Source organism: Sphingobium sp. AS12 (genome assembly GCF_019097845.1).
Lineage (GTDB): Bacteria > Pseudomonadota > Alphaproteobacteria > Sphingomonadales > Sphingomonadaceae > Sphingobium.
In genome coordinates this window covers 38,641-56,392 of the sequence record NZ_JAHRGM010000001.1, presented here as the reverse complement: position 1 = coordinate 56,392, position 17,752 = coordinate 38,641, and the positions used below count along the sequence as shown (strand labels likewise).

Annotated in this window: 20 protein-coding genes; 9 read left to right on the top strand and 11 right to left on the bottom strand. The window is 63.3% G+C overall.

Going from position 1 to position 17,752, the window contains the following annotated elements; genetic code table 11:
• The first annotated feature begins 53 nt into the window (after positions 1–53).
• Positions 54–1,349, top strand: coding sequence for an amino acid permease (locus KRZ98_RS00335; RefSeq protein WP_217671650.1), 1,296 nt, complete (start codon positions 54–56; stop codon positions 1,347–1,349).
• A gap of 90 nt (positions 1,350–1,439) precedes the next feature.
• Here the strand turns inward: KRZ98_RS00335 and dnaJ are convergent, their stop codons facing one another.
• Both dnaJ and dnaK read right to left on the bottom strand, forming a co-directional pair.
• Positions 1,440–2,576: a molecular chaperone DnaJ gene (gene dnaJ / locus KRZ98_RS00330; protein ID WP_217671648.1), complete on the bottom strand. Its 1,137-nt coding sequence runs from the start codon at positions 2,574–2,576 to the stop codon at positions 1,440–1,442.
• A 67-nt stretch (positions 2,577–2,643) separates the two neighbouring features.
• Positions 2,644–4,542 carry a molecular chaperone DnaK gene (dnaK, locus tag KRZ98_RS00325; RefSeq protein ID WP_217671646.1) on the bottom strand — a complete coding sequence of 633 codons (1,899 nt, stop codon included), beginning with the start codon at positions 4,540–4,542 and terminating at the stop codon, positions 2,644–2,646.
• Between the two features lie 175 nt (positions 4,543–4,717).
• Here dnaK and KRZ98_RS00320 point away from each other — a divergent pair, with 175 nt between their 5' ends.
• The 4 genes from KRZ98_RS00320 to KRZ98_RS00305 are packed head-to-tail and all read left to right on the top strand — an operon-like array spanning position 4,718 to position 6,186.
• The gene (locus KRZ98_RS00320) at positions 4,718–5,200 is read left to right on the top strand and encodes a copper chaperone PCu(A)C (protein ID WP_217671644.1); all 483 of its coding nucleotides are present in this window, start codon (positions 4,718–4,720) and stop codon (positions 5,198–5,200) included.
• A complete protein-coding gene (locus KRZ98_RS00315; RefSeq protein WP_217671643.1) occupies positions 5,197–5,655 on the top strand; it encodes a vgr related protein in 459 nt (152 codons plus the stop codon). Before KRZ98_RS00320 ends, KRZ98_RS00315 begins: the two co-directional genes overlap by 4 nt.
• Positions 5,656–5,686: 31 nt before the next feature.
• Positions 5,687–5,941 (top strand): type II toxin-antitoxin system ParD family antitoxin, encoded by a 255-nt coding sequence (locus KRZ98_RS00310; RefSeq protein ID WP_217671641.1) that lies wholly within the window; start codon positions 5,687–5,689, stop codon positions 5,939–5,941.
• Positions 5,938–6,186: a type II toxin-antitoxin system RelE/ParE family toxin gene (locus KRZ98_RS00305; protein WP_217671639.1), complete on the top strand. Its 249-nt coding sequence runs from the start codon at positions 5,938–5,940 to the stop codon at positions 6,184–6,186. Before KRZ98_RS00310 ends, KRZ98_RS00305 begins: the two co-directional genes overlap by 4 nt.
• Positions 6,187–6,289: 103 nt before the next feature.
• Here the strand turns inward: KRZ98_RS00305 and sdhA are convergent, their stop codons facing one another.
• From sdhA to sdhC, 3 genes are read right to left on the bottom strand one after another with little or no spacing between them, the layout of a single operon-like run.
• Entirely contained in the window at positions 6,290–8,092 is a 1,803-nt protein-coding gene (gene sdhA, locus KRZ98_RS00300) for a succinate dehydrogenase flavoprotein subunit (protein WP_217671638.1), read from the bottom strand.
• On the bottom strand, positions 8,092–8,481 hold the full coding sequence (sdhD, locus tag KRZ98_RS00295) for a succinate dehydrogenase, hydrophobic membrane anchor protein (RefSeq protein WP_006956239.1): 390 nt from the start codon (positions 8,479–8,481) through the stop codon (positions 8,092–8,094). Before sdhD ends, sdhA begins: the two co-directional genes overlap by 1 nt.
• Positions 8,481–8,876 (bottom strand): succinate dehydrogenase, cytochrome b556 subunit, encoded by a 396-nt coding sequence (gene sdhC, locus KRZ98_RS00290; protein ID WP_217671637.1) that lies wholly within the window; start codon positions 8,874–8,876, stop codon positions 8,481–8,483. Before sdhC ends, sdhD begins: the two co-directional genes overlap by 1 nt.
• 196 nt (positions 8,877–9,072) lie before the next feature.
• Between sdhC and KRZ98_RS00285 the strand changes: the two genes are divergently transcribed.
• From KRZ98_RS00285 to KRZ98_RS00275, 3 genes are all read left to right on the top strand, one after another.
• Positions 9,073–10,407, top strand: coding sequence for a methyl-accepting chemotaxis protein (locus KRZ98_RS00285; protein WP_217671636.1), 1,335 nt, complete (start codon positions 9,073–9,075; stop codon positions 10,405–10,407).
• Between the two features lie 135 nt (positions 10,408–10,542).
• On the top strand, positions 10,543–11,538 hold the full coding sequence (locus KRZ98_RS00280; RefSeq protein WP_217671635.1) for a 50S ribosomal protein L11 methyltransferase: 996 nt from the start codon (positions 10,543–10,545) through the stop codon (positions 11,536–11,538).
• A gap of 10 nt (positions 11,539–11,548) precedes the next feature.
• Positions 11,549–12,268: a dienelactone hydrolase family protein gene (locus KRZ98_RS00275; RefSeq protein WP_217671633.1), complete on the top strand. Its 720-nt coding sequence runs from the start codon at positions 11,549–11,551 to the stop codon at positions 12,266–12,268.
• A 100-nt stretch (positions 12,269–12,368) separates the two neighbouring features.
• Here the strand turns inward: KRZ98_RS00275 and ruvC are convergent, their stop codons facing one another.
• From ruvC to KRZ98_RS00250, 5 genes are all read right to left on the bottom strand, one after another.
• Positions 12,369–12,860, bottom strand: coding sequence for a crossover junction endodeoxyribonuclease RuvC (gene ruvC / locus KRZ98_RS00270; RefSeq protein WP_006956228.1), 492 nt, complete (start codon positions 12,858–12,860; stop codon positions 12,369–12,371).
• A gap of 178 nt (positions 12,861–13,038) precedes the next feature.
• On the bottom strand, positions 13,039–13,782 hold the full coding sequence (locus KRZ98_RS00265) for a YebC/PmpR family DNA-binding transcriptional regulator (RefSeq protein ID WP_217671631.1): 744 nt from the start codon (positions 13,780–13,782) through the stop codon (positions 13,039–13,041).
• A 68-nt stretch (positions 13,783–13,850) separates the two neighbouring features.
• A complete protein-coding gene (locus tag KRZ98_RS00260; RefSeq protein WP_171899206.1) occupies positions 13,851–14,177 on the bottom strand; it encodes a heavy metal-binding domain-containing protein in 327 nt (108 codons plus the stop codon).
• A gap of 122 nt (positions 14,178–14,299) precedes the next feature.
• On the bottom strand, positions 14,300–14,542 hold the full coding sequence (locus tag KRZ98_RS00255) for a DUF2312 domain-containing protein (RefSeq protein ID WP_006956223.1): 243 nt from the start codon (positions 14,540–14,542) through the stop codon (positions 14,300–14,302).
• Between the two features lie 42 nt (positions 14,543–14,584).
• A complete protein-coding gene (locus tag KRZ98_RS00250; RefSeq protein WP_217671630.1) occupies positions 14,585–14,884 on the bottom strand; it encodes a DUF1244 domain-containing protein in 300 nt (99 codons plus the stop codon).
• A gap of 117 nt (positions 14,885–15,001) precedes the next feature.
• Between KRZ98_RS00250 and pyk the strand changes: the two genes are divergently transcribed.
• Positions 15,002–16,453 (top strand): pyruvate kinase, encoded by a 1,452-nt coding sequence (pyk, locus tag KRZ98_RS00245; protein WP_217671629.1) that lies wholly within the window; start codon positions 15,002–15,004, stop codon positions 16,451–16,453.
• Between the two features lie 150 nt (positions 16,454–16,603).
• On the opposite strand, the gene hemW is transcribed toward pyk, so the two are convergent.
• Positions 16,604–17,722 (bottom strand): radical SAM family heme chaperone HemW, encoded by a 1,119-nt coding sequence (hemW, locus tag KRZ98_RS00240; RefSeq protein WP_254797984.1) that lies wholly within the window; start codon positions 17,720–17,722, stop codon positions 16,604–16,606.
• Positions 17,723–17,752: the final 30 nt, after the last annotated feature.

Sequence of the window (17,752 nt, the reverse complement as noted above, 5' to 3'; positions counted from 1 at the left end):
GCCAATGCCCGCCACCCGCGATAGGCTGCCCCCTTTCACGGGGGACCGCCAGCATGACCATCGCCACCAGTCCCGCGCCTGCACGCACGCTGGGCCTTGCCGCCTGTATTGCGCTGGTCATGGGCAATATGATCGGGTCGGGGGTGTTCCTGCTGCCTGCCGCGCTGGCGCCCTTTGGGTGGGATGCGGTGGCGGGGTGGGGGTTTACGATTGCGGGGTCGCTGGTGTTGGCCTTCGTGATTGCGCGGCTGACGGTGGCACTGCCGGGGACGAGTGCGTCGCAGATGATCGCGCGGGCCTATGGGCCGCTTGCCGGGTTTGCGATTGGCTGGATCTACTGGCTGTCGATCATCATCACCAATGTCACGATTGCGGTGGCGGCGACGGCGAACCTGTCGAGCGTCATGCCGCTGCTGGCGCGGCCGGGTGTTGGGGCGCTCTGTTCGATCGGCTTTTTGTGGGCAATGACCGGTATCAACCTGATTGGCGCGCGGGCGGCGGGGATGACGCAGATCGTCACGACCATTATCAAACTGATTCCGATTGCGGTGGTGCTGGTGTTGCTGGTGGTGACGGTGGGCAGCGGCACGGCGCAGGTCGCGCCCTTCCCGGCGCAGGGGCTGACGGGCGCGGGGATCACTGCGTCGGCGGCGCTGACGTTATGGGCGCTGCTGGGGTTTGAATCGGCCAGCGTGGCGGCGGACAAGGTGCGTAATCCGGCACGGACGATCCCGCGCGCGACGCTGATCGGCACGGCGGCGACGGGGCTGATCTATCTGCTGGTCTGTTCAGGGATCGCGCTGACCCTGCCAGCGGCGGAGACGCAGACCGGGTCGCCCTTTGGCGCTTTCGTCAGCCATTATTGGTCGCCCGGCCCGGCGCGTTTCATCGCCTTGTTCGTGGCGATCAGTTGTCTGGGCGCGCTGAATGGCTGGACGCTGCTGATGGGGGAAGTGCCGCTGGCGATGGCGCGGGCGGGCGAATTGCCGCGCTGGCTGGCGGGGACCGATGCCAAGGGGACGCCGGTGCGCGGGCTGATATTGTCCACGGCGCTGGCCAGCCTGTTGCTGGTCGCCAATAGTTTGCAGGGGCTGGTGGCGCTGTTCACCGCGATGGCGCTGCTGGCGACGTCAGCGACCCTGTGGCTCTATGTCGGCTGCGCGCTGGCGAGTATGCGGTTTCGGGTGGTGGTGCCAGCTGCGATTGTCGGGCTTGGCTACGCGCTTTGGACGCTGTGGGGTGCGGGGATTGTGGCGAGCGGGTCCAGCGTGCTGCTGATGGCGGCGGGGTTGCCGTTTTACTGGTGGGCGCGGAATGGTGCGCACCGTTCCAACAACCGTTTGGGCTGAGCGAAGTCGAAGCCTTCTACTGAGCGAAGCGAAGTACCTTCACTGCGTAGGCGTGCCCTTCGACCTCGCTCAGGGCGAACGGGTGTTCGCTTAATCCCCCCACAAATCCTTGATCTTGCCGAAGAAGCCGGTCGAGGCCGGACATTCTTCACCAGTTTCGGTTTCGCGGAAGGCTTCGAGCAGTTCTTTCTGCTTGGGCGTAAGCTTCGTGGGGGTTTCGACGTCGATCTGGACGACCAAGTCGCCCTGCCCGCGTCCATTAAGGACGGGCATCCCCGCGCCACGCTGGCGGATCTGCTTGCCCGACTGGATGCCGACCGGGATTTTGATGGCGTGGCGCACACCGTCCAGGCCCGGCACTTCGATCGTCCCGCCGAGCGCTGCTGTCGTGAAACTGACCGGGCAGCGGCAGAAGAGGGTCGTGCCGTCGCGTTCGAACAGCGCATGGCGTTTGACGTGGAGGAAGATGTAGAGATCGCCAGCCGGTGCGCCGCGCGCGCCCGCCTCTCCCTCGCCCGACAGGCGAATGCGGGTGCCGTCGTCCACGCCCGCGGGGACGTTGACCGGCAGCGTCTTGGGCTTGTCCACGCGCCCTTCGCCCCGGCAGGAGCGGCAGGGGCTTTCGATCACCTTGCCCGCGCCATGGCAGGACGGGCAAGTGCGCTCGACCACGAAGAAACCCTGCTGCGCGCGGACCTGGCCATGACCCTTACAAGTATGGCAGGTCTTGGCCCCGGTGCCGGGCTGCGCGCCGGAGCCTTCGCAACTGTCGCAAGCGGCAGACACCTCGATCTCGATCTCGGTCTGCTTACCATGATAGGCTTCGTCGAGGGTGATTTCGAGATCATAGCGCAGGTCCGCGCCGCGCCGCTGCTGCTGGCGACCGCCGCCGCCGAAGCCGCCGCCCTGGCCGAAAATCGTCTCGAATATATCGCCTAGGTCGGAAAAACCGCCAGCGCCGCCGCCGTGGAAACCACCGCCGCCGCCTTGTTGCTGCTGCTTGAAGGCCGCATGGCCGAAACGGTCATAGGCAGCGCGCTTCTGCGGATCCTTTAGAACCTCATAGGCTTCCGAGACCGCCTTGAATTTGGCTTCGCTGTCGGCGCATCCCCCGGTCTTGTCCGGGTGATATTTCATTGCCAGCTTGCGATAGGCGCTCTTGAGAACCCCGGCATCGGCGGTGCGCTCGACTTCGAGCAGTTCATAATAGTCGATTTCGGTCGTCATTCGGACCCCCGCCCGGCTGTCCCGTCACCCCGGCCTGGACCGGGGTGACGGGTATAGGGCTTCAGCTTCAAGCCTTGTTGTCGTCCACTTCGGAGAATTCGGCGTCGACGACATCGTCATCGGCCTTGGGCGCGTCGGCACCCGGAGCGGCGGCCGCAGCCTGCTCCTTCTCGTAAATGGCCTGACCCAGCTTCATCGCAACCGTAGCGAGTTCCTGCGCCTTCGCCTTCATCACTTCAGCATCGCCGCTTTCGATAGCCGCCTTGGTGTCGGCAATCGCGGTTTCGATCTCGCCCTTCAGGCTCGCATCGACCTTGTCGCCATGTTCGGACAGTTGCTGCTCGGTCGTGTGGACCAGACTTTCGGCGTTATTCTTGGCCTCAGCGGCTTCGCGACGCTTCTTATCCTCTTCGGCGAAGCGTTCGGCGTCCTTGACCATCTGGTCGATGTCAGCGTCGGACAGACCGCCCGATGCCTGGATGCGGATCTGCTGTTCCTTGCCGGTGCCCTTGTCCTTGGCGCTGACATTAACAAGCCCGTTGGCGTCGATGTCGAACGTGACTTCGATCTGCGGCACGCCGCGCGGGGCTGGCGGGATGCCAACCAAGTCGAACTGGCCGAGGATCTTGTTGTCCGCCGCCATTTCACGCTCGCCCTGGAACACGCGGATGGTCACCGCCTGCTGATTGTCGTCGGCGGTCGAATAGACCTGCGACTTTTTGGCAGGGATTGTGGTGTTCCGGTCGATCATGCGGGTGAACACGCCACCCAGCGTTTCGATGCCGAGGCTGAGCGGCGTCACGTCGAGCAACAGCACGTCCTTGACGTCGCCCTGCAACACACCCGCTTGGATCGCTGCGCCCATGGCTACGACTTCGTCCGGGTTCACGCCGGTGTGCGGTTCCTTGCCGAAGAATTCCTTCACGGCCTCGCGCACCTTGGGCATCCGCGTCATGCCGCCGACAAGGACGACTTCGCTGATCTCGCTGGCGGACACGCCTGCGTCGGCCATCGCCTTCTTGCAGGGTTCCATCGTGCGCTTGATGAGGTCGGCGACCAGACGCTCCAGATCGGCGCGGGTGATCGACTTCACCAGATGCTTGGGACCATTCTGGTCGGCGGTGATGAAGGGCAGGTTGACTTCGGTCGTCTGGGCCGAGGACAGCTCGATCTTCGCCTTTTCAGCGGCTTCCTTCAAACGCTGGAGCGCCAGCTTGTCCTTGGTAAGGTCGATGCCTTCGGACTTCTGGAAGTCGGCGGCCAGGAATTCGACCAGCTTGGCGTCGAAATCTTCGCCGCCCAGGAAAGTGTCGCCGTTGGTCGACTTCACTTCGAACACGCCATCGCCGATTTCCAGGATGGAAATGTCGAACGTGCCGCCGCCAAGGTCATAGACCGCGATCGTCTTGCCGTCCTGCTTGTCGAGGCCGTAGGCCAGCGCCGCCGCAGTCGGCTCGTTGATGATGCGCAGCACTTCAAGGCCGGCGATCTGGCCTGCGTCCTTGGTCGCCTGACGCTGAGCGTCGTTGAAATAGGCAGGGACGGTGATGACCGCCTGGGTGACGGTTTCGCCAAGATAGCTCTCGGCGGTTTCCTTCATCTTTTGCAGGATGAAGGCGCTGATCTGCGAGGGGCTGTAATCCTGACCACCGGCCTTGACCCAGGCGTCGCCGTTCGGACCCTTGCTGATGTCATAGGGGACGAGTTCCATGTCCTTCTTGGTCATGGGATCATCGAAGCGGCGGCCGATCAGGCGCTTGACCGCGAAAATCGTGCTGTCCGGGTTGGTCACCGCCTGGCGCTTGGCCGGCTGACCGATCAGGCGCTCGCCATCCTTGGCGAAGGCGACGATGGACGGCGTCGTGCGCGCGCCTTCCGCATTTTCGATTACCTTGGGCTTTCCACCGTCCATGACGGCGACGCAGCTGTTGGTGGTGCCAAGGTCGATACCGATAACTTTTGCCATTGTGTCCTCTTTGAACCCCAAATTCTATTCAGCGGTTGATGGCCCCATACCTCACGAAAGCGCCAAGGCAAGGCCGGTTTGCATGGGCGATATAGGGGCGCTTTTGCTTGGCACAAGAAGCTGGGGCGATTAGCTATGCTTACCGACCGGAAACGAGACAGTCAGGAACCAGTTGATGCGCGCGCCCTTTGCCCTTTTCGCCCTTTTATCTCCGCTGGCGCTGGCTGCCTGTGGCGACCCCGCGCCCACCTATGTCGACCAGGCCTATGTGCGCCTGAGCCCCAATAAGGAGACGCCGTCGGCGGGCTATTTCGTGGCCCATGGCGGCGACGCGGGCGGGCAGATTCGCGGGGTGCTGACCGACTATGCGCTCAAGGTCGAGATGCATGAAAGCATCAACAAGGACGGCATGATGACGATGGAGCGAATCGACAGCGTCGATGTGCCGCCCAAGGGTGAGGTTGCGTTCGCACCGGGGGGCAAGCATCTGATGCTGTGGGGAGTCAACGATACCGCGATCGGCCGGGGCAAGATGCAGTTGACCTTCCTGATGGGCAATGGCGACCGGCTGCTGGTGGACGCGGTGATCCGCAAGCCGGAGGCGGCGGGTACAGGCGCAGCGGCAGCCAAGCGCGCTGGCGAGCATGAGGGCCATTGAGCAGCCGTAGCCTGACGCCCGATGAGGTTGCGCTGGCGCGGGGCGTGTTTGGAAGAGCGATCGATTATGGGCGGGTGCGGGTGCATGAGCGCAAATGGTGGCCGTTTCAGCCCAGCGGCGTGACGATGGTGCCCGATGGCGACCTGTGGTTTCATCCTGACGGCGGGCTGTTCTGCGCGGATTTTTGCGAAAGCCCGCTGCACATACAGGGGCATTTCATCCATGAGATGACCCACGTGTGGCAGGCGCAGCGATCGGGGCGGTGGTGGCTGCCGCTGATGCGCCATCCCTTCTGCCGCTATGCCTATGATGTCGTGCCGGGCAAGCCGTTCGCGCGCTATGGCATCGAGCAGCAGGCGGAGATTGTGCGGCACGCCTTTCTGCTGCGGCGGGGCGTGATGGTCGAGGGGAAGCCGGGGCTGGAGGCTTATGAGGGGCTGCTGCCCTTTGGTTGAAGCGATTACCAATATTTGGTATCATGGCTCCATGAGCAGCAAGACCACATCTATTGCTTTGGGGGATCATTTCCGCGCCTTCGCTGAACGCAAGGTCAGCGAAGGCCGCTACGGTTCGACCAGCGAGGTCGTGCGGGCAGGTCTGCGGCTGCTGGAATCGGAAGAACAGAAGCTGGAAGCCCTGCGCGCTGCGCTGATTGAGGGCGAGGAAAGCGGCCCCGCCGAGTCATTTGATTTCGATCTGTTCCTGGCGGATATGCACCAGCGACACCGCAAAACCGCATGAAGGGCATTGAGTTCGCGCCAGCCGCTCGCCACGATCTTGCCGAAATCTGGTTCTACACATTTGATCGCTGGGGCAGTGACCAAGCCGATGTCTATACCGGCGCGATCCATGCAGCACTCAGGCTCGCCGCCGATCGATCCCCTACCGCCCAGTCGATAGAGATTGTCCGCTCCGGTTACTGCGGATCAGAGCAGGAAATTACATCTGCTATTTCACTCGGAAAACCGATGGCCGCGCCATCGTGATGCGCATCCTTCATGAACGCCGGGATGCGGCCAGCCATCTCTGAATGAAAAAGGGCGGACCTTCCGGCCCGCCCCTTCTGATTTCACAACAGTTGACGGCAGATCAGTAAACCCGCGCCTTGGGCTTCACATATTCTGCTTCGTCGGTCATCGTATAGTCATGGACCGGCCGGTAATCGAGCGTCACCTTGCCACCCGAACCGCCCCAGCCTTCGAACCAGCTGATGGTGTGCTTCATCCAGTTTTCGTCGTCGCGGTTCGGGAAATCCTCATGCGCGTGGGCGCCGCGCGATTCCTTGCGGGCTTCGGCGCCTTCCATCGTGCAGATGGCCTGGCTCATAAGGTTGTCGAGTTCGAGCGTTTCGACAAGGTCGGTGTTCCAGATCAGCGACCGATCGCTGACCTTGACGTCCTGGAGCCGCTTGTTGACCGCCTGCATCCGGGTGACGCCTTCGGACAGGAGCGCGCTGTCGCGGAACACGGCGGCGTGCTTCTGCATCGTGCGCTGCATGTCGAGACGGATGTCCGCCGTCGGCGTTGCACCCTTGGCATTGCGATAATGGTCGAGGCGGCCCAGCGCCAAATCGGCGGCATCCGATGGCAGCGGCTTATGCGGCGCGTTGGGCTTCAGATTGTCCTTGAGGAACAAGCCCGTAGCGCGACCGAATACGACAAGGTCAATGAGCGAGTTGGAGCCGAGGCGATTGGCACCATGGACCGACACGCAGGCCGCTTCGCCGACCGCGAACAGGCCGGGCACGATCACTTCCGGGTCATCGCCCTTCTTGGTCACGACCTGGCCATGATAGTTACAGGGAATGCCGCCCATATTATAATGGACGGTCGGCGTGACGGGCAGCGGCTGGCGGGTCAGGTCAACGCCCGCGAAGATCTTGCCGCTTTCGGTGATGCCGGGCAGGCGTTCTGCCAGCACCTTGGGATCGATATGGTCGAGGTGCAGGAAGATATGATCCTTATGCTCGCCCACGCCGCGCCCTTCGCGCATTTCCATCGCCATCGAGCGGGACACGACGTCGCGTGACGCCAGATCCTTGGCCGAGGGGGCATAGCGTTCCATGAAACGCTCGCCTTCGGAGTTGGTCAGGTAACCACCCTCCCCGCGTGCACCCTCGGTAATCAGCACGCCCGCACCGTAAATGCCGGTCGGGTGGAACTGCACGAACTCCAGATCCTGCAAGGGCAGCCCTGCGCGCAGCACCATGCCGCCGCCGTCGCCGGTGCAGCTATGCGCCGAGGTGGCGGAGAAATAGGCGCGGCCATAGCCGCCGGTCGCTAGCACGACGGCATGGCTGCGGAAGCGGTGGATCGAGCCATCTTCCATGCACAGGGCGATCACGCCCCGGCATTCACCATTTTCCATGATCAGGTCGATGGCGAAATATTCGATGTAGAAGTCCGCGTCATATTTCAGCGACTGCTGATAGAGCGCGTGGAGCATGGCGTGGCCGGTACGGTCGGCGGCGGCGCAGGTACGCTGCACCGGCGGGCCGGCACCCATATTCTGCATATGGCCGCCGAAGGGACGCTGGTAGATCGTCCCATCCTCGTTACGGCTGAACGGCACACCGGCATGTTCCAGCTCGATGACGGCGGCAGGTGCTTCGCGCACCATATATTCGATCGCGTCCTGATCGCCCAGCCAGTCCGACCCCTTGACGGTGTCGTACATGTGCCAGGTCCAGTGATCGGGCGAGTTGTTGCCAAGGCTGGCGGCGATGCCGCCCTGCGCCGCCACGGTGTGGCTGCGTGTGGGAAACAGCTTGGTGATGCAGGCGGTCTTGAGGCCCGCTTCGGCGCTGCCCATGGTCGCGCGCAGGCCCGAACCGCCAGCGCCGACAACCACGGTGTCATACACATGGTCGATGATCTTATAGGCTTGCGTCATTATTCGACGACCCCCGTGAAGGCGATCTTGGCGATCGCAAAGACGCCCGCGGCCGCGCCGCCAAAGGCATAGAAGTTGAGCAGCAGCATCGAGAAGAAGGCCAGTCCCTTGTCGTGGACATAATCTTCCAGCATCACCTGCATCCCCAGGCGCAGGTGCCAGAAAATACTGACAATCATCAGCATCATCGGCACCGCGACCAGCGGATTGGCGATCCACAGCACGACGCTGTCATAATCGAGACCAGGCAGGCTCAAGAGGCTGAAGATCAGCCACAGCACCAGCAGCAGGTTGCCGACGGCGGTGTAGCGCTGCGCCAGCCAGTGATGCGCGCCATGCCGCGCCGATCCAAGGCCACGGACGCGGCCGATACCAGTACCGTTGCCCATCAGAAGGCCTTTCCGAAAATGTAGAGCCAGATAAGGCCGGTCACCAGCACCGACGCGACCATCGCGGCGATCGACCAGCTCTTGTTGGTGCGCAGTTCATAACCCGCGCCCATATCGAGGACGAAGTGGCGCAGGCCCGAAAAGAGATGCTGGAAAAAGGCCCAGGTGATGCCGATCATCACCAGATAGCCAAAGGGCGAGGTCGCGCATGTGATGAAGGTCGCATAGGCTTCCGGCCCAGTCGCGGCGGCCATCAGCCACCAGACCAGACCCAGCGCGCCTACGGTCGCAAGGCCGTTGCCGGTCACGCGGTGCAAAATGGAGATGGCCATCGCCGGGCCCCATTTCCAGATCGTCAAATGCGGCGAGAGCGGCCGGCTGTTGGATCGCGCCATGTCTACCCTTGTCCCTATCAGTCCCTTAAGTGCGATCCCCTTAAGAGCGAACGCGGATGAGGGCAAGCCGCGCAAAGCATAGCTGCCCCAACGACCGTGTCCCGCGATCATAAGAAGTGATTAACCAAAGCGCGCTAAGGTCACCTCGTTAACCGATCATCCTGTCAGCAGGGCCATCAACAGAGGCTGTCCATTCATGCCGTCATCCGTCCCAACAGTGAGCGCCACGTCGGATTATCTCTCGGAAATCGATCCCGACGGCAAGCTGGCGCGCGAAGCGCGTGAGATCGGCACGCTGATCCAATCTGATCTGGCGACCGTAGCGTCGACCTTTTTCACGACCTATATGCGCGAAACCGGCCTGCAATCGCAGCTGAGTGCAGCCATCGTCGCGCGGATCGAGGCGGAAGCGGGCGAATATGTCGATCAGAAATTGATGCATTTTCAGGATGCGCGCTGGGCGCGATCGGCCGCTGATTGCGTCCGCCACGCACGCAAGCACGGGGTTTCGGTGCGGTCCGTGCTGACCGCCGTTGCGGCAGCGAACGAAAAGATCATGGATCTGGTCTGGGACCAGTGCGGCGATGACGAACCGCGCCGCCGCCGGCTGCTCCACACCATGTTGCATATCTCGATGATGGACGCGGGCTTTATGAGCAATGTCCTGTCGAGCGATCAGGCCGAAGCGCAGCGCGCCGAACGGCAGCGCTATGGCACCCTGTTCGAACAGCGAATCGTCGGCGAAATCGACGGCGCGACGCGCCTTGGCGAATCGCTGCGCGAACAGGCCAAGGATGCTTCGGCCGCCACGCGCGGGATGCTGGGCAAGGCGTCGGAAGTCGCAGCGGCTGCCGAACAATCCGCCCTGGCGATGCGGGAAGCCGCGCGCACATCGGCCGGGCTGATCCGCGCGATCGAGGATGCGCGCACCGAAGTGGAAGGCGCGGCCGGCGTTGCCCTGCGCGCCGCCAAACAATCGGGCGATGCCGTCACCATGTCCTCCACCCTGTCCGACCATGCCAAATCGATCGAATCGATCCTTGGGCTGATCCGCGACATTGCCGGGCAAACCAACTTGCTGGCGCTCAACGCCACGATCGAGGCGGCGCGCGCGGGCGATGCCGGACGCGGCTTTGCCGTGGTGGCGCAGGAAGTCAAAAGCCTGGCCAACCAGACCGCGCGTGCAACGGATGAGATTGCGGGCAAGATTGCCGTCATTCAGGCATCGACCCGCCAGTCGGTGGAAACCAACGAACGTATCCGCGACACTGTGGGCGAGGTACAGGCCAGTGCCGAGCGCATCCGTCACGCCATGGATGCGCAGGCGCAGACCGTCACCATGATTACCGCCGCCGTCGATGAAACCGCTCTGGCCGCCGATTCGATGTCGACCACCATTTCGGCGATCCGGCAGGACACCGAAGTCGTGGCATCGGAAATCGACCAATTGGAACGCGGTTTCGTCAGCGTCGAAGGCAAGCTTGCCAGCTTGCGGCACGCATCGTCCGATTTCGGGCGGCAGGTCGCCTGATAGCGGAGCTGTGTGTTCCCGCGCAGGCGGGAATCCAGTCCAACCGTCAGAACTGGGTTCCCGCCTGCGCGGGAACACGCCAATCCAATCCTCCTGCGCTTCCCCTCCCCTTCTCGCTCGGCTAAAGGCGGCGGCATGACCGTTGCCACACATTCCGCACAAAGCTGGAAAGTCACCCTGCCCTGCACCCGCGCTGAGGCCGAAGCGCTGGACGGGGATATTGCCGCCTTTGCGCTGATGGAACGCCCGCCGGTGCTGATGACCAGCGAAGCGGCACCCGACGATGAAAATGCCTGGCAGCTTGACGCCTATTTCGAGGGCAAGCCCAGCGCCGCTGCGATCAAATTGCTGCGCTCTATGGTACCCAGCGCCGCCGGGGCCAAGCCGCTGGTCGAGGCGCTGCCGGACGAAGATTGGGTGACGCTGAGCCAGCAAGGGCTTGAAGCGGTCACCGCCGGACGCTTCCACGTCCGCAACCTCGCCAGTGACCCTGAGCAACCGGGTCAAGTCAATATATTGATCGCTGCCAGCCGCGCCTTTGGCACTGGCCAGCATGAAACCACGGCCGGGTGCCTGGCCATGCTGGACCGGATACGCCGGGTGGGAATGCGGTTCAACAATATCGCCGACATCGGCACCGGCACAGGGTTGCTCGCCTTTGCCGCGATGAACCTGTGGCCGCGCACCTATGCGATCGCGTCGGACATTGATCCGGTCGCGGTTGAGATCAGCGCTGAAAATGCCGAGACGAACGGCGTGCCACTGGGTGCCGGGCCGGGGCAGTTGGCGCTGGTCACCGCCGCCGGGGTCAATCATGCCGCGATCATCGGCCGCGCGCCCTATGATCTGCTGATCGCCAATATTTTGGCCGGGCCGCTGATCGAACTTGCGCCATCGCTCTGCGCGCTGGTCGAGGATGGCGGGACGATCCTGCTGGCGGGCCTGCTCGATACTCAGGCTGATGCGGTGCTGGCCGCCTATCGCGCGCAGGGGATGCGGCTGGCCGAACGCGCCGACCGGGGCGACTGGCCGACTCTGCGCCTGCGCAAGCGCCCGCGTATCGGCTGGAAGCGGCCCAACCGTCTAAACCCTGCGGCACGCGGCGAAGCGCCGGGCTTTGGCAGCATTTAGGAGCGACACAATGACTATCACGCGCCGAATCATTGTCCATGAAGGGCCGGCTGACCTGTTCGAAAGCATGGTTGTGGTCGATAGCGCCGCCTCCCTACCGTTGCCCGGCATCCTGCTCTTTCCCAATGTGCTGGGGACCAAGGAGGTCGATTTCGCCTATGCGGAAAAGGTCGCGGCGCTGGGCTATGTGGTGCTGGTCGTGGATATCTATGGTCAGGGCAAGCGGACCACCCGCGCCGATCCTGACGCGGCGCGCTATATGGCAGAATTGAATGCCGACCGCGGCCTGTTGCGGGACCGGCTCTTGTCGGCCCATGCGTTGCTCAAGGGGCTGGACGCGGTGGACGCAGCCCGCACCGCCGCGATCGGATTTTGCTTTGGCGGCAAATGCGTGCTGGATCTGGCGCGGGCGGGCGCGGACATGGCGGGCGGGGTCAGCTTTCACGGCGTCTATGACGCGCCACCCTTCGCCAATGCTGCCATCAGCGCGAAATTGCTGGTCTGCCATGGCTGGGATGATCCGATTGCCCCGCCCGATGCGACCGTGGCGCTGGCGCAGGAATTGACGGCGGCAGGGTGCGATTGGCAGATCCACGCTTATGGCCGCACTGGTCATGCCTTCACCGACGAAAGCGTCAACATGCCTGAAAAGGGGCTGGCTTATAGCGCGGACGCGGACCGGCGGAGTTTTCGGGCGATGGTGGGGTTTCTGGAAGAGCTGTTCGGATAGGTTATTGAACAACATCCGTTCGTTTCGAGCGAAGTCGAGAAACGCTGCGAGCGGTTTCTCGACTTCGCTCGAAACGAACGGAGCTAGCGATTAGTCGTATTCACCGCGTCGGGATACGCCGCGCGCTGGCGAGGTGATGGGCGTGGGTGATGGCGACGGCAAGCGCGTCCGCCGCGTCCGGCCCGGCGATTTTCACGCCCGGCAGCAAGCGCGATACCATGGCGTGCACCTGATCCTTGGACGCATTGCCCACGCCGACGACGGATTTCTTGACCAGCCGCGCGGCATATTCACCGACTTCCATCCCCGACCGCGCAGCATTGAGCAGGATCACGCCGCGCGCCTGCCCCAGTTTCAGGGTCGATTGCGGATTGACGTTGACGAACACCTCCTCGACCGCCGCGCCGTCGGGCCGATGTTCGAGGATCAGGTCAGTGAGCGCCAGATCGAGCGCGAGGAGCCGTGTCGCCAGCGGCATCGCGCTATCGGTCTTGATCTGGCCATTGCCCAGATGCGTGAGCCGGTTGCCATCGGCAGCAATCAGGCCCCAGCCGGTGGTGCCGAGGCCAGGGTCTAGGCCGAGGAGGATCATCGGAATTTCCTCACCCCGTCAGGCGAGAGGATAGCAAGGCTTGCCGACGTGTCGGCTGGCCGCGCTTGGAGAGGGGGGCGATAGTCGCGGATGGCAGCGCCCCCTCTCCCAGCTTCGCCTAGGCGGCAAAGCCGCCAAGGCTGCGCAACCCTCTCCCCAGGGGGAGAGGGACAGGGGATCAACCCAGTTTCTCCATCACCGCGTCGGACACTTCATAATTGCCCCAGACGGTCTGGACGTCGTCATCATCTTCCAGCGTGTCGACCAGCTTCATCAGCGTGGCGACATTGGCTTCGTCGACATCGACCAGGGTTTGCGGTTTCCAGGCGAGTTTCGCGCTATCGGCTGCGCCAATCTTGGCTTCCAGTGCCTTGGCGACTTCGTGGAGCGCGTCCATCGCGGTCCAGATTTCATGCTCGTCCTCATTGGACGACACGTCCTCTGCGCCCGCCTCGAGCGCGGCCTCGAAGATCGCGTCGGCGTCGCCTGCGCTGGCGGGATAGGTGATCAGGCCGACGCGGTCGAAGCCATGGCTCACTGCCCCGGATGCGCCGAGATTGCCGCCATTTTTGGAAAAAGCGGTGCGTATGTTGGTCGCGGTACGGTTGCGGTTGTCGGTCAGTGCCTCGACGATGATGGCAATGCCTGCGGGGCCATAGCCCTCATAGCGCACTTCCTCATAATTCTCGCCGCCCGCTGCGTTCGCCTTGTCGACGGCGCGCTGGATATTGTCCTTGGGCATGGACTGCGCCTTGGCGGCGTTGATCGCCAGCCGCAGGCGCGGATTCATGTCCGGGTCGGGCATCCCCATCTTGGCCGCGACGGTGATTTCGCGGCTCAGCTTGGAAAACATCGAGGAGCGCTTCTTGTCCTGCGCGCCCTTGCGATGCATGATATTCTTGAATTTGGAATGGCCGGCCACGGCCTTCTCCCTGACTTGTCTGTGATCCGAAGCGCGCTCTCTAGCGAGGGCGGCCCATTCGCGCAATGTTAGACGAGAATGGCAGTCCCCGACGCGGATACCATCAGCATCGAGCCGTTTGCGCCCAACACCTCATAGTCCAGATCAACGCCGACGACCGCATTGGCACCCAGCGTCGCGGCACGCATCCGCATTTCGCCGATCGCCTGCTCACGCGCGCGTTGCAGCACATCCTCATACGCGCCCGACCGGCCGCCGACGATGTCGCGCACGCTGGCGAACAGATCGCGGAACAGATTGGCGCCCACGATTACCTCGCCGGTGACAATGCCCAGATATTCCTTGGCAGGCCGTCCTTCCAGACGGCTGGTGGTGCTGACGATGATCTCAGACATTTCACTCTCCTCTAATCCCGTTCGGGCTGAGCCTGTCGAAGCCTTGGCCTGAACGCAGTGAAGGCACTTCGCTACGCTCAGTGGAACCCTTCGACAAGCTCAGGGCGATCGGAGGTGGAGTCTTATTCCATACCCAGCGCGGACAGGTAGGTCTGGAGGATCGCCTCCATTTCCTGCCGGTCGTGGGGCTGCATCTTCCGCAATCGGACGATCTGGCGCATGATCTTGGGGTCGTAGCCGGTCGCCTTGGCTTCCAGATAGACGTCCTTGATGTCGTCGCCGATGCCCTTTTTCTCTTCTTCCAGGCGCTCGATACGCTCGATCAGCAGGCGGAGCTGGTCGGCGGCGACATTGGGTTCGGTCATGGGGGAGTCTCTCCGGTAGATGTGAATCGGTTGGAGGGCGTCCTAGTGATTGTCAGCGTTCTTCGCCACACTCTCTTTCATCCGTGCGATCTGCTCCGGCGTCGCTTCGCCCTGATAGCGGGATTTCCATTCGGCAAAGGGCATCCCATGGATAAGTTCGCGTGCCTGATCCTTTGTCAGGCCGCCGTCGGCCTCCGCCACCCAGTCGGCCAGACAGTTGCGGCAAAAGCCCGCCAGCCCCATCAGGTCGATATTTTCGACGTCCGTGCGATGCTGCAAATGCATCACCAGACGGCGGAAGGCGGTTGCGGCGGCGGCATCTGTGAGTATGGTGTCGCTCATCGGCGGACCCTTTCGCTGATCTACATCATCCTGTCGTGCAGCACGGATAACCCATAACGACGCGCTGGCAAGGCCAAGAAACCGGGCCAGCAGCGATCATGACGGCCAGGAGAATATATGTCACGACTACCGCCCCGCTCGCGCAAGGTCCGCATTCTTGCGACGCTTGGTCCTGCGAGCGATACGCCCGAAATGATCCGGGCGCTGTTCGTTGCCGGGGCCGACGCCTTCCGCATCAATATGAGCCATGGCGCGCATGAGGATCATGCCACACGCATCGCCACCATCCGCGCGCTGGAGAAGGAATTTCAGCGCCCCACCACGATCCTGGGCGATTTGCAGGGGCCAAAGCTGCGCGTCGGCACGTTCGAAAAGGGGCTGGCGCTGCTGGAAACCGGCGCGCCCTTCATCCTCGACCGGGACGAGACGCCGGGCGATTCGCGCCGCGTGAACCTGCCCCACCCGGAAATCTATGCCGCACTGGTGCCCGAAACCCGGCTGCTGCTGGACGATGGCAAGATGGTGCTGCGCGTGAAGGCGATCGGCGAGGACCGGATCGACTCGATCGTCGAGGTCGGCGGCACTTTGTCCAACCGCAAGGGCGTAAACGTCCCCGACGTGGTGGTGCCGGTCCCGGCGCTGACCGACAAGGACCGGCGTGACCTGAGCTTTGCGATGCAGCAGGGGTGCGACTGGATCGCGCTCAGCTTTGTGCAGCGGCCGGAGGATCTGGCCGAAGCGCGCAAGCTGATGGGCGGCTATGGATCGCTTATGGCCAAGATCGAAAAGCCGTCGGCGGTGCAGCGGCTGGAGGAGATTATCGAGATGGCCGATGGCGTGATGGTCGCGCGCGGTGATCTGGGCGTCGAATTGCCACCCTATGACGTGCCGCCGCTGCAAAAGCAGATCGTCGCTACCGCGCGCCGCATGGGCCGCCCGGTGGTGGTTGCGACACAGATGCTCGAATCAATGATCAAGTCCCCCTCCCCCACCCGTGCAGAAGTGTCGGACGTGGCGACGGCGGTCTATGACGGCGCGGACGCGGTGATGCTGTCGGCGGAAACCGCGGCAGGCGACTGGCCGGTCGAGGCTGTAGCGATGATGGACGCGATCGCGCACAGCGTGGAGCGCGATCCGGGCTATCTCGCCCGGCTGCATTTTACCGAGACGCTGCCCGACCCGACCACCGCCGACGCGCTGGCCGAGGCGACGGGCAATATCGTCAATGTCGTGGGCGCCAGTGCGATCACCTGCTTCACCTCGTCAGGCAGCACGGTGCGGCGCGTGGCGCGTGAACGGCCGTCCGCGCCGATCCTGGCGCTGACCCCGCGCACCGACACGGCGCGCAAGCTGGGACTGACTTGGGGCGTCCATGCGATCCGCACCAAGGATATCGGCAATTTCGAGGAGATGATCGGCAAGGCCCGCCGCATGGCCCTGCGCCACGGCATGGCCGAAAAGGGCGGCAAGATCGTCGTGCTGGCCGGTGTCCCCTTCGGCACGCCGGGATCGACCAATGTGCTGCATGTCGCGGCGGTGCGCGGAGATGAATTGAAGGATCGGGATTAGCGCTGATCGGGCGATCCTCGCGTAATACGATCGCCCGATGATGATGATCTCAGGTCAAAACCCGACCTCCGTTCGTTTCGAGCGAAGTCGAGAAACGTGGCGCGCAGGTTTCTCGACTTCGCTCGAAACGAACGGAGCAAGGCATTTTGGTCAGATCGCCACCACCTCCGGCAGGATCGCGTCGAGCAGGAGCATTCCGGCTGGCGCGACTTGCAGGCGGGTGTCGGTCAGGCGGATGAGGCCAAGGTCGGTGAGCTGGTCGATGGCGCGGTCATCGACCAGCTTTGCCACAGCAAGGCCCGACAGCGCCGCGATGCGGGCGAGATCGACACCCTCGCCCAGCCGCAGCCCCATCAGTAGCGCCTCACGCGCGCGTTCCTCGCCTGCCAATAGCTGTTCGCTTTGCAGGCCATGGCGGTTGCGGCTGACTGCGCCGATCCAGTTTTCCGGCTTTTTGTGACGCTGAGTCGCCATTCCCCCGCGCCGCCCATGCGCGCCGGGACCAACGCCGACATAATCGCCATAGCGCCAGTAAGTGAGGTTATGGCGGCTCTCCTGCCCCTCGCGGGCGTGGTTGCTGATCTCATAGGCCGGGATGCCTGCCGCACCGGTCATTGCGGCGGTCAGTTCATAAAGGGTTGCGCCATGATCCGGGTCGGCGGGCGTCATCTTGCCCTGCGCCACCAAAGTGGCGAAACGGGTGCCGGGTTCGATCGTCAGCTGATAGAGCGAGAGATGGCCGGTGCCGAAGGAGAGCGCCTGGGTCAGTTCCGCCTTCCATTGGACCTCGCTCTGGTCCGGGCGGGCGTAGATCAGGTCGAAGCTGACCCGGTCGAACACGGATTGGGCGGTGTCGAGCGCGGCCAGCCCTTCGGTCACGTCATGGGCGCGACCGAGAAAATGGAGCGCGTCATTGTCGAGCGCCTGCAAGCCCAGCGATACGCGGTTGACCCCGGCGGCAGCGAGATCGGCAAAGCGGGCGGCCTCGACCGAGTTGGGATTGGCCTCCAGCGTGATCTCGATATTGGGGGTGAAGCCCCAATGCTGCTGCGCCGCTGCGATGAGATCTGCGACCAACGCGGGCGGCATCAGCGAGGGGGTGCCGCCGCCAAAGAAGATGGACGAGAGCGGACGTCCGCCGGTCAGCGCTGCCTCATGCGCCATGTCGGCCAGGAGCGCGGTGCGCCAGGCTTCTATGTCTATGCCCTCCCGGACATGACTGTTAAAATCGCAATAGGGACATTTGGATACGCAAAAGGGCCAATGCATATATAAGGCCAGAGCGTCGGCGGGGGCCGA

What these genes read in the sequence shown, in the direction of transcription:
- KRZ98_RS00255 (WP_006956223.1), bottom strand. Translation starts at nt 14,542, where the DNA reads ATGACCGAACCCAATGTCGCCGCCGACCAGCTCCGCCTGCTGATCGAG.
- pyk (WP_217671629.1), top strand. Translation starts at nt 15,002, where the DNA reads ATGTCACGACTACCGCCCCGCTCGCGCAAGGTCCGCATTCTTGCGACG.
- ruvC (WP_006956228.1), bottom strand. Translation starts at nt 12,860, where the DNA reads ATGATCCTCCTCGGCCTAGACCCTGGCCTCGGCACCACCGGCTGGGGC.
- hemW (WP_254797984.1), bottom strand. Translation starts at nt 17,722, where the DNA reads ATGCATTGGCCCTTTTGCGTATCCAAATGTCCCTATTGCGATTTTAAC.
- KRZ98_RS00275 (WP_217671633.1), top strand. Translation starts at nt 11,549, where the DNA reads ATGACTATCACGCGCCGAATCATTGTCCATGAAGGGCCGGCTGACCTG.
- KRZ98_RS00260 (WP_171899206.1), bottom strand. Translation starts at nt 14,177, where the DNA reads ATGTCTGAGATCATCGTCAGCACCACCAGCCGTCTGGAAGGACGGCCT.
- KRZ98_RS00310 (WP_217671641.1), top strand. Translation starts at nt 5,687, where the DNA reads ATGAGCAGCAAGACCACATCTATTGCTTTGGGGGATCATTTCCGCGCC.
- KRZ98_RS00285 (WP_217671636.1), top strand. Translation starts at nt 9,073, where the DNA reads ATGCCGTCATCCGTCCCAACAGTGAGCGCCACGTCGGATTATCTCTCG.
- KRZ98_RS00320 (WP_217671644.1), top strand. Translation starts at nt 4,718, where the DNA reads ATGCGCGCGCCCTTTGCCCTTTTCGCCCTTTTATCTCCGCTGGCGCTG.
- KRZ98_RS00250 (WP_217671630.1), bottom strand. Translation starts at nt 14,884, where the DNA reads ATGAGCGACACCATACTCACAGATGCCGCCGCCGCAACCGCCTTCCGC.
- KRZ98_RS00280 (WP_217671635.1), top strand. Translation starts at nt 10,543, where the DNA reads ATGACCGTTGCCACACATTCCGCACAAAGCTGGAAAGTCACCCTGCCC.
- sdhD (WP_006956239.1), bottom strand. Translation starts at nt 8,481, where the DNA reads ATGGGCAACGGTACTGGTATCGGCCGCGTCCGTGGCCTTGGATCGGCG.
- dnaK (WP_217671646.1), bottom strand. Translation starts at nt 4,542, where the DNA reads ATGGCAAAAGTTATCGGTATCGACCTTGGCACCACCAACAGCTGCGTC.
- sdhA (WP_217671638.1), bottom strand. Translation starts at nt 8,092, where the DNA reads ATGACGCAAGCCTATAAGATCATCGACCATGTGTATGACACCGTGGTT.
- KRZ98_RS00335 (WP_217671650.1), top strand. Translation starts at nt 54, where the DNA reads ATGACCATCGCCACCAGTCCCGCGCCTGCACGCACGCTGGGCCTTGCC.
- KRZ98_RS00305 (WP_217671639.1), top strand. Translation starts at nt 5,938, where the DNA reads ATGAAGGGCATTGAGTTCGCGCCAGCCGCTCGCCACGATCTTGCCGAA.
- dnaJ (WP_217671648.1), bottom strand. Translation starts at nt 2,576, where the DNA reads ATGACGACCGAAATCGACTATTATGAACTGCTCGAAGTCGAGCGCACC.
- sdhC (WP_217671637.1), bottom strand. Translation starts at nt 8,876, where the DNA reads ATGGCGCGATCCAACAGCCGGCCGCTCTCGCCGCATTTGACGATCTGG.